Here is an 8,344-nt window from a genome sequence, read left to right as displayed (position 1 = left end):
CACACTGTCGGCAAGCCTGGCCTCGGCCAGGATGCGGCGCACCGAATGGCCGGGCGTGCCCGAAAAAACCAGCCCCGCCGTGCTGCCGAAGGACGGTGACATTTCGATATTATGTTTCTTCAGGAAGCTCTCCAGCGAGCCGCCGTCGGACAGACCGCACACATCCCTGAAAATCGGCCTCAGCCGGTGGCCTATGGCCTGCGTGATGGCGCCGATGACATCGTCGGTGCTGCCGTCGCCGGAGATTTCGAGCACGAGCGCCCCCGTGTCGAGGCCCGATTTCTCGTCCTTGCCGGTGGCGGCGACGGCCAGACTGGTGAAATGTATCGATCCGACCTTGTCGAGCGCGCCGCCCACCTCGTCGATCGCCGGATTGCCGAGGGCGCCGACCTTGTCGCGGACGGCGTCCAGCGGCACGGCGCGGGTGATCGGGCAAACCACGGTGACCATTGACTGGTCGACGGTGCGGCAAAGCGGCGAGCGCTCGAAATCGACCTTGAGGTTCGCCGGATAGGCGCCGACATAGGCCAATTTTCCGGCCCTGCCCCGGACGCGATTGAGTTTTGGCTTGCTGAACAGGGCGCGGACGCATTCGCCGATCTGTATGCGGGCGATCTCGGCACCGATGCACAAGTGAATGCCGTGGCCGAAAATCATGTAATCGCGGTGCGGCCGCGAGGTATCGAATTCATTTGGCCGCTGCACGATTTCGGGATCGAACATCGCCGACAGCGTCGCCGGCATCACAACCGTTCCCGCCTTGACCAGACGCTCGCGGCGCGTGCCCTGGCCGATGATCGCGTCGCGCCTGGTGTAACGCCAAGGCCCGATCCAGATCGGCTTGAAGCGCATGGCTTCGAGTATCGCCCTGTCGAGCTTGTCGGTGCTGCCCTCGGCAAGCGCCGCATCGACGGCTTGCCGCGCATCGGTGCGCGACAGGATCACGTCCAGGCAATTGCCCCCGGCAAGCACGTTAGTCGGCACGAAACCGGCGATCATGCCGAGCATGATGGAGTGGATGTCGGGCAGCGACAGGCGCTTCTGATCGAGCTGGGCGACAAGCCGCGCCAGCGGCCGGTCGTCTTTCTCCTGCCTGTTTCTGATCGCGGCGATCGAACGATCGATGACCTTGATCAGGCGATCTCCGCCGACGACCGCGAGTTGGCGCGTGGTGGCGTCGGCAAACGGATCGGAGAAGAACAGCGCGCTGAGCGCGATCGACCAGTCGGCGAATTCGGTTTCGTCGTCGATCTCGAGGCCGAAATAGTCCCGGCAGATGCGCACCGGCACGATCTTCATCAGCCCTGCGACAGCATCGAAGCCCGGGGCGGCGCGGGTCATGATATCGCGCGAATGGCGCTCGGCGATCGGCCTGACGGCGGCTTCGACCTGCGACGGCGGAAAGGCGCTGAGCACGGCGGACTTCATCTGCCGATATGCGGCGCCGTCCTGCATGCCGAGAATGAAGTTCGATCCCCTCGCCAACTCGGTCATTTCCGGCCCGTACGGCGTCTCGAACTCGTCGCCGCGTTCCAATATGTCGCGGACGTCCACACCCTTGGTGACGAGGAGAAATCTACTGCCTATGGCGAGGTTCGGGTGGCAGCGCCGCAGCCAGGCCAGCCACCAATGGGGATGATCCTGCACGAGGAACCTGGCTGTGCGCGCCGGCAGGCCCTTCTTGCGCAGCCGATCGATGTCGAAAGGTGGCATCGCCGACACGGGGCCTTGTTTTTTCTGGGCTTCCCAAATGCCTTTGAAATACTTCCAGTTGATCATGCGCGTTCGGGCCCCCCGGCTGTCAACGTCACTGCGATGCCGGCCGTCTCTTGGCCTAGGTTTGGTTCGGTCCGGCGTATGTGAATTCCGTCACAGTGCTTTGTCTTCGGCGATGGTGATCATGCAATGGACTTGGCTTGGTCGAAATTGGCGATCAGGAAGTTGTTTTTTGCCGCATCCACGAACGGTATCCAGCGAATCCTCCGCTCGGAAAAGTCGGGATGTCTGGTCGCGAAAATGGCAAGTTCCCGCTTGGCCTCGTCGCGGCGGCCGCTTCGCATCAAGGCGCCGATCTTGAGAAACCTGGCGTAGAAATAACCCGGCGAAAGGTTGAGCGAGCGATCGGCAATGGCAATTGCCGCGGGCCAGTCCTCGACGAAGCAGTATGCGGCGGCCAGTTCCCCCAGATTGTGGAAGCGGTAGAGGTCGAACGGGCTGAGCCGCTCGGTATCCAGGAAGAACGGGATCGCGCCTGCGGCGTCGCCGAGCAGCAAGCGCGCGCTGCCCATTGCCGAGCGGGCGAAAGCAAAGCTCGGATTGATGTGGATCGCTTCGGCCAGATGCTCGGCGGCCGACGCCGGCTGGCCGCGCATGATGTCGGCCGCGCCGAGATAAGCGTGTGGGCGCGCGTCGAGGCTGTCCATCAGAAGCGCTTTGCGCGCCAGCGCCTCGACCTTGTCCAGGTCGTCGCTGTCGCCGAAGCGCAGCCAGGCCCGCCAGAAATACCACCATGCCAGTTCGTTCAGCACGGCGCTGGAATTCGGATCCTCCTGGTAGGCCTTGTCGAAGAATTCGAGTGCGATTTCTGTGTCGCTTCGCGTGCGCCTGTTCATGTGCCAGCGGCCGCGCCGCACCAATTGCCAGGTCTCGAGACTCTCCCATGGCACCTGGAAGGTCCGTACCTGCTCGGCCCGGTCGACTTCCTTGTCGAGGATCGAGACGATCTCGGAGCCGATCTGGTCGCGCAGGCTGAAGATATCGACGAGGTCGCGATCGAAGCGCTGTGACCACACGAGGCGCCCGTTCGAGGTATCGGTGAGCGAGGCATTGAGGCGTATCTGCCCGTTGTGGCGCGCCAGCGTGCCGCTGACGATGTAGCGCGCGCCGAGCGCATTGCCGATGAGCCTGGTCCCGAGGCTGTCGTCGCGGAACTGGAAGCTTGAGCCCTTGGCGATCACCGAAAGCCAACGGGTATTGGAGAGGCCATAAATGATATCCTCGGCGATACCATCGGCCATGTATTCGACATCGGGCTCGCTTCCGTCGCCCTGGAACGGCAGCACCGCGATTGCCGGCGGTCCCTTGGCAACGGGTTTGTAGTGACCGGGCGCTGTGGGGATGGCGGCCAAGGGAGCCGCCATCGCGGCACCGTTGCCATCGCGCCCGGCTATCAGGACGCGCACCGGCAGCGCGATGTTCTTCAGCATGAACTCGCCGAGATCGGTGAAATTCGCTGCCGTCTTGTCCTTGACGTGATGCCAGGTCGTCTCGGAAATGGCGAGGCCGTCATGCGGGGCGAACTCCTGGAGCCGGGCGGCGATGTTGACATCGTCGCCATAGAGGCGGCCTTCACGGACGATGACGTCGCCGGTGTTGATCCCGGCCCGGAACGGCATGCGCATCTCTTCGGCGGCCGATGCATTGAGTGCCATGATCCGATCCTGGAAATCGAAGGCCGCGCGCAAGGCTTCGATCGGATTGCCGAATTCGGCCATGATGCTGTCGCCGGCGACGCCGAAGGTGCGGCCGCCAAAGGCGCCGCAACTGTCGGTGATGATATCGCGCCTTTCCTCGAAGGCCGCGACGGCAAGTTCGTCGTCGATGCCCATCAGCCGTGAAAAGCCCACGGCGTCGATAGAAATGATTGTCGCGAGCTGACGGGTATAGTTCCGTTCAGCCATGGTTGAGCCCCCGGTCCCTGCTTTCGGTCCAGAACAGGCGACTTCCGCTGGAAAAAGCACTTCGCCGTTTGCCGACGGAACAATCCCCGGCAGGCTCGGCGCGCCGTTGCCACCCTGTTAGACCGGAAGTCTAACAGGGTCTGGCCAAAAGCTCTACCACGAACAGCTAATGGAATGCGTCTGCGGTCGGACCCATGGTTAGCCGTTTGTTACCTGAAGCACCAGGTCGCAGAAACTTCCTTACATATTGAAATCCCGAGGCTTTGGCTTTTTCAGGAGCTTGCAAACGAACCCATGGAAGCGCTCTTGCCAGCCAGTCCGTGGAGCAGGCATTATCCGAGCGTGGCGGAAACAACCCGGCTGGGATGCGAATTTTTCAGCGCACTCATGCCAACACGAGATTGAGGGCAGTCATGCGCGCTGTTGTTTTGGCAACCAGTATTGCGTTTTTCCTTATCGGCGGGCCGGCTTTCGCGGCGGAGGAGCAAGCGGTGCCGCCGCAAAATGCCAAGAAACTCTCGGAAATCGTCGCCAAGGTCGAGAAGCGGAACGACTTCCGCTACATAAAGGAGGTCGGCTGGAGTAGCGACGGCTATACCGTCATCTACTACACGACCGACAAGGCCAAGGTCGAAATCACCTATGATCCGGTGACCGGCGAGCCGAAGTAGGGCGGATCGCTTTCCGTTTTCCAGTCATTCCGCATCGTCGGCTTTCCGCGTAGATTGATGCTTCTAAGCCGACGGTCTGGAGCAAGAAATGCGTCTCCCCATTCGAGCGATCTCTCGGCTCGTGCCTGTGTTGATCCTGAGCCTGTCAGGCCTGGGGCCTGCGTTGGCAGACGGGCCATCCTTCGATTGCCGGAAGGCTGAATTGCCCAGCGAGAAGGCAATATGCGCGGACGCGCAGATGTCGGCGATCGATGTGCTGGTCGCCAAGGCCCTCAGCGGCTTCGAGCCTGCCTTCGGCGGTGACAAGCGCAAGATCGCCAGACAATTGGCTGCGGACCGGAATGCCTGCAAGGCGGACGCCGCCTGCATCGTCAGCGCCCAGAACAACGCGCTGCAGACCTATGGCTCGGCGCCCTCTTGGGTTGAGGAGTACAATATCGCCTTGATCGGCAAGAAGGCGCTTGATCTGGCGGCGCGAACACCCAGGCCGGTGGACCAGCCCCTTCCCTCTTCGATCGGGAGATGCGGCTTCACCCATATCAAGACGCTGACGGCAAGGCTGGGCGACGACCCGCTGGCAACCGCCAGCCCGGAAGCCGGGAGCGCTGCGACGTTCACCAATGGCGGAGCCGCGGTTTCCTATGACCGTGAGCCGGGGCTGGCGGGTTCCAAAGTCGGCGATCCCGTCGTCATGTGCCTGATCTCGATCCCGCGCGATTGTCCGCAAGGCGATTTGCGCGGCAGGGTCTATTACGGCGTCGATCTCGCCGGCAAAGGCACATGGTCCCTACCGGACTCGCAGCACTTATGCGGTGGCGCCTGACGACGGCCGCCCGTGGGTAAGCCGCCCCCGCCCATCCGAGACTTGCGTCGACGCGTGATTGATGGCTGACTGCGCGCCATGATTGCGGGCACGGGGGTGCATTGCAATGATCGGCTACGTCCTGAAGCGTATCCTTATGGTACTTGCCGGCTATCTGGTGGCGGTGCTCGTCGGATTGATCGCGTTGGTCGTGATCTACGCTGTACTGAGCGCGCTCCCCGACGCGCCCGCCTATTTCGACCTGATGGGCGTGACGCCCATCATGGCGCTCGTGGTACCGCCTCTCGGTATGTTCGCCTATTTCCTGACGATCGTGGTAACCGGCACGCAGACCCTGGTCTTTGCCTTGATTGCCGAGTTCTTTTCGCTGCGGAGCTTCTGGCTGCACATGCTGTTCGGCGGCGCCGCGGCGACGGCCGGTTTCATCCTGCTCTGGCCGGACGCGCCGGACGATCCGGAACGCTGGGCCGACATGAGCATCATCGCCGGCGCCGGTCTCGTCGCCGGCCTGGTCTATTGGCTGATCGCCGGGCGCGACGCCGGCTTCCGGCGCCCTCTCATCGAGCGTTCAGGTTGACGGAGCACGCACCGCCTCGGTCGCATCCAGCGCCTGCATCAGCTTGGAATCGCGATCGTAGACGTCGTCGAAATACTCGACCTTGCCGGACATGTCCGGCCACGCTGTGAAATAGGCGACGTAGACCGGGATGACGCGCGTGACATTCTCGGTCGCATGGCCGTGCTTCAGCTTCTCGGCGATGTCATCGACGGAGGTGCCGAGCACTGCGGCCGCCATGCCGCGCGGATCCTGCAGGCGGATGCAGCCGTGGCTCAGCGCGCGCATGTCGCGCTCGAAGAAAGACTTCTGCGGCGTGTCGTGCATGTAGATGGCATGCTTGTTCGGGAAGAGTATCTTCAACTCGCCGAGCGCATTGGCTTCGCTCGGCTGCTGGCGCACGCTAAACGGTACCTTGGCGCCATACGCGCCCCAGTCGACTGCGGCTGACGGAACCCGCTGGCCGCGCGAATCCGTCACCTCATAGCCGGCGCGGTCGAGATAGCCCGGATCGCTGCGCAGTCTCGGCAGCATCTCGTTGACGATGATCGACTGCGGCACGCCCCAATAGGGATGGAAATCGACCTGCTTGATCTGGTTGTAGAAGAAGGCGGTTTGGTTGGTGACTTTGCCGATGACCACGCGGGTCTTCAGCTTTTCCTCGCCATTGTCGATGTAGCTCGCGGTAAAGGCCGGCTGGTTGATGAAGACGCGCGGGCTGCCGAGGTCGGAGGGGAGCCAGCGCAACTCTTCGAGCGCAACCCTGACCTTTTCGATCTTGTCGGCCTTGGATGTTCCGGCAAGCGAAGCGACGGTGCGTGGGCCGATGACGCCGTCGCCCTTCATGCCCGCCCGCTGCTGCACCGCCTTGATCACCGGCACCAGTTCGGGATCGTAAACCTCGCTCTTGCCGAGCCTGGCGAGGACCTCACCATAGGCGCCGCCCATCTCGTCATCGAGGTTGCGCGCGATCAATGTCAAAAGCTTCGGCAGTTCCGGACTGCTTTCGCCGGGCTTCAGCAGCAGCTTCGGATCGACGACGATCTCGTTCTCCTCGCTCGCCTGGAGCGATTCCAGTTCGACGCGCAGCGCCTGGTATTCCGGGTTCTGCGGGTGCCGCGATTCGAGGTAGGTGCGCACCTCCTGGGTATGCGCCAGCGTCTTCAGCACGCCCTCGAGATCGAGCGGCTTGGCCGGGAAATCGTAATAGCCGGTCATGCGGTTCGGGTCGACGCGGCCGCTCTGGGCATCGTGGGCATAGCGCAGCACGCGCGCCGACAAGGCCATCTCGAAGCGGACCAGATTCTTGATCCGCTCTTCCGGCATTGCAGAAGCCGTGGCCGTCGGGACGTCGACGGAGTAGTCGGCGGGCGTCAGGCCGTAGCTGGCAGCCTCGCCAAGCACCCGCACCGCATCCTGCGCCCTGCTGTTGGGCGAATCTCCTGTCACCCAGATGAAATCCGGATTGGCCGAGTAGTAGGCGATCAGCGCCTTGGCGATATCGGGTTCGGCAAAGAGTTCATAGTCGCTTAGGCCTGCCAGCGCGTCGCGGAACGCGCTTTCGGTCACGGACGGCACAAAGGCAGCGTCCTGCGCGGTCGCGGGCAGCGGAGCCGGCAGCAGCGACTTGAAGTCGGCGCGCACGAGCTTGTCGGCCCTGTAGGTGTTGTAGGTCGGGCTGCTGATCCTGGCGCCACCGCCGCCGGTGCCTGGCTGCAGCTTGCGTGGCTTCGGCGGCGGCGGAAATTCGCCCTGCGGATTGTGCCGAATGCCGCCGCCGAACAGCATGTCGAACAGGCCCTGCGCGCTCGCTGGCTGCTGCCCGAAGGCAAGTGCCGCCGCGATCGCGATCGGCATGACGGCCTTTTTGTTCCCGAGGATTTTCATGCTTCACCCGCACCGGTTGAAACCGGTTCCCGTTCCACGCCGCTAGACGGTCCCGCCCTCCGCATGGCGGATGTAAGGCGCGACTATACCGATTCATACTGATTTCGTTAAGCTTCCATAAATTTCCACGACCCTGTTGCAGAACAGTTTCACATCCTTGTGAGACTTAAAACGAGCAGGCCGTTCCAAGTGTTCCGACACCCGGGACAATCAGGCGTGGCGTTGCCGACAGGCGAAAAAGTCACATAGGTACGCGGGTGCCGTTTCGAGTGGACTGTCGTCAAGCATGAATCACCGGCGGATTCGACGGCCGCCTGTGCGGCAATGGCCAAGGCGTGACAAACAACGGTCTTTGTGATCGAAATTCCGGCGGCCTCGAGCCACGGCCTGGAGGATGTGCAGTAAAGAAGGGATATCGCGAACTTCTCGACGAGGCGAATGCCGAGATCGAGGTCGTGTCGCCCGAGGAAGCGGCCGGGCTGCTGGAGGATGACGGCACGATCTTCGTCGATCTGCGCGACCCTCGCGAAGTCGAGCGTGACGGCAAGATCCCCGGCGCCAAGCATGTGACGCGCGGCATGCTCGAATTCTGGATCGATCCCGAAAGCCCTTACCACAAGCCGTTCTTCGCTTCGGGAAAGACCTTCGTCTTCTTCTGCGCCGGCGGCTGGCGCTCGGCGCTCGCCACCAAGACCGCGCAGGACATGGGTCTCACGCCGGTCAAGCA

7 protein-coding genes are annotated in these 8,344 nt (G+C 62.8%); 4 read left to right on the top strand and 3 right to left on the bottom strand.

Annotated features, from left to right (window positions below):
* Both EOA38_RS20485 and EOA38_RS20480 read right to left on the bottom strand, forming a co-directional pair.
* Positions 1–1,779, bottom strand: a 1,779-nt coding sequence (locus EOA38_RS20485; protein WP_145966010.1) for a cytochrome P450, incomplete at its 3' end; no start/stop codon positions are given.
* 119 nt (positions 1,780–1,898) lie between these two features.
* The gene (locus EOA38_RS20480) at positions 1,899–3,680 is read right to left on the bottom strand and encodes an adenylate/guanylate cyclase domain-containing protein (RefSeq protein WP_127300078.1); all 1,782 of its coding nucleotides are present in this window, start codon (positions 3,678–3,680) and stop codon (positions 1,899–1,901) included.
* A gap of 413 nt (positions 3,681–4,093) precedes the next feature.
* On the opposite strand from EOA38_RS20480, the gene EOA38_RS20475 reads away from it, so the two are divergent.
* The 3 genes from EOA38_RS20475 to EOA38_RS20465 all read left to right on the top strand — a co-directional run bounded on the left by EOA38_RS20475 (position 4,094) and on the right by EOA38_RS20465 (position 5,751).
* Complete coding sequence (locus tag EOA38_RS20475) at positions 4,094–4,351, top strand: PepSY domain-containing protein (RefSeq protein ID WP_126093940.1); 258 nt, start codon at positions 4,094–4,096, stop codon at positions 4,349–4,351.
* A 238-nt stretch (positions 4,352–4,589) separates the two neighbouring features.
* Entirely contained in the window at positions 4,590–5,174 is a 585-nt protein-coding gene (locus EOA38_RS20470; protein ID WP_245480884.1) for a hypothetical protein, read from the top strand.
* A gap of 106 nt (positions 5,175–5,280) precedes the next feature.
* Positions 5,281–5,751: a hypothetical protein gene (locus EOA38_RS20465; RefSeq protein WP_127300077.1), complete on the top strand. Its 471-nt coding sequence runs from the start codon at positions 5,281–5,283 to the stop codon at positions 5,749–5,751.
* Here EOA38_RS20465 and EOA38_RS20460 read toward each other — a convergent pair.
* Positions 5,743–7,617: a murein L,D-transpeptidase gene (locus EOA38_RS20460; RefSeq protein ID WP_127300076.1), complete on the bottom strand. Its 1,875-nt coding sequence runs from the start codon at positions 7,615–7,617 to the stop codon at positions 5,743–5,745. The genes EOA38_RS20465 and EOA38_RS20460 overlap by 9 nt on opposite strands.
* Before the next feature lie 446 nt (positions 7,618–8,063).
* On the opposite strand from EOA38_RS20460, the gene EOA38_RS20455 reads away from it, so the two are divergent.
* On the top strand, positions 8,064–8,344 hold a 281-nt coding region (locus tag EOA38_RS20455), incomplete at its 3' end, for a rhodanese-like domain-containing protein (RefSeq protein ID WP_145966011.1).

The sequence above is a fragment of the Mesorhizobium sp. M1E.F.Ca.ET.041.01.1.1 genome, from assembly GCF_003997355.1.
Lineage (GTDB): Bacteria > Pseudomonadota > Alphaproteobacteria > Rhizobiales > Rhizobiaceae > Mesorhizobium.
The sequence above is the reverse complement of the archived record's forward strand: the minus strand, read 5'-3'. Positions and strand labels throughout refer to the sequence as shown.

Bases quoted from the DNA above. Each gene is read 5' to 3' on its own strand.
- EOA38_RS20465 (WP_127300077.1), top strand. From the start codon at position 5,281: ATGATCGGCTACGTCCTGAAGCGTATCCTTATGGTACTTGCCGGCTAT.
- EOA38_RS20480 (WP_127300078.1), bottom strand. From the start codon at position 3,680: ATGGCTGAACGGAACTATACCCGTCAGCTCGCGACAATCATTTCTATC.
- EOA38_RS20460 (WP_127300076.1), bottom strand. From the start codon at position 7,617: ATGAAAATCCTCGGGAACAAAAAGGCCGTCATGCCGATCGCGATCGCG.
- EOA38_RS20475 (WP_126093940.1), top strand. From the start codon at position 4,094: ATGCGCGCTGTTGTTTTGGCAACCAGTATTGCGTTTTTCCTTATCGGC.
- EOA38_RS20470 (WP_245480884.1), top strand. From the start codon at position 4,590: ATGTCGGCGATCGATGTGCTGGTCGCCAAGGCCCTCAGCGGCTTCGAG.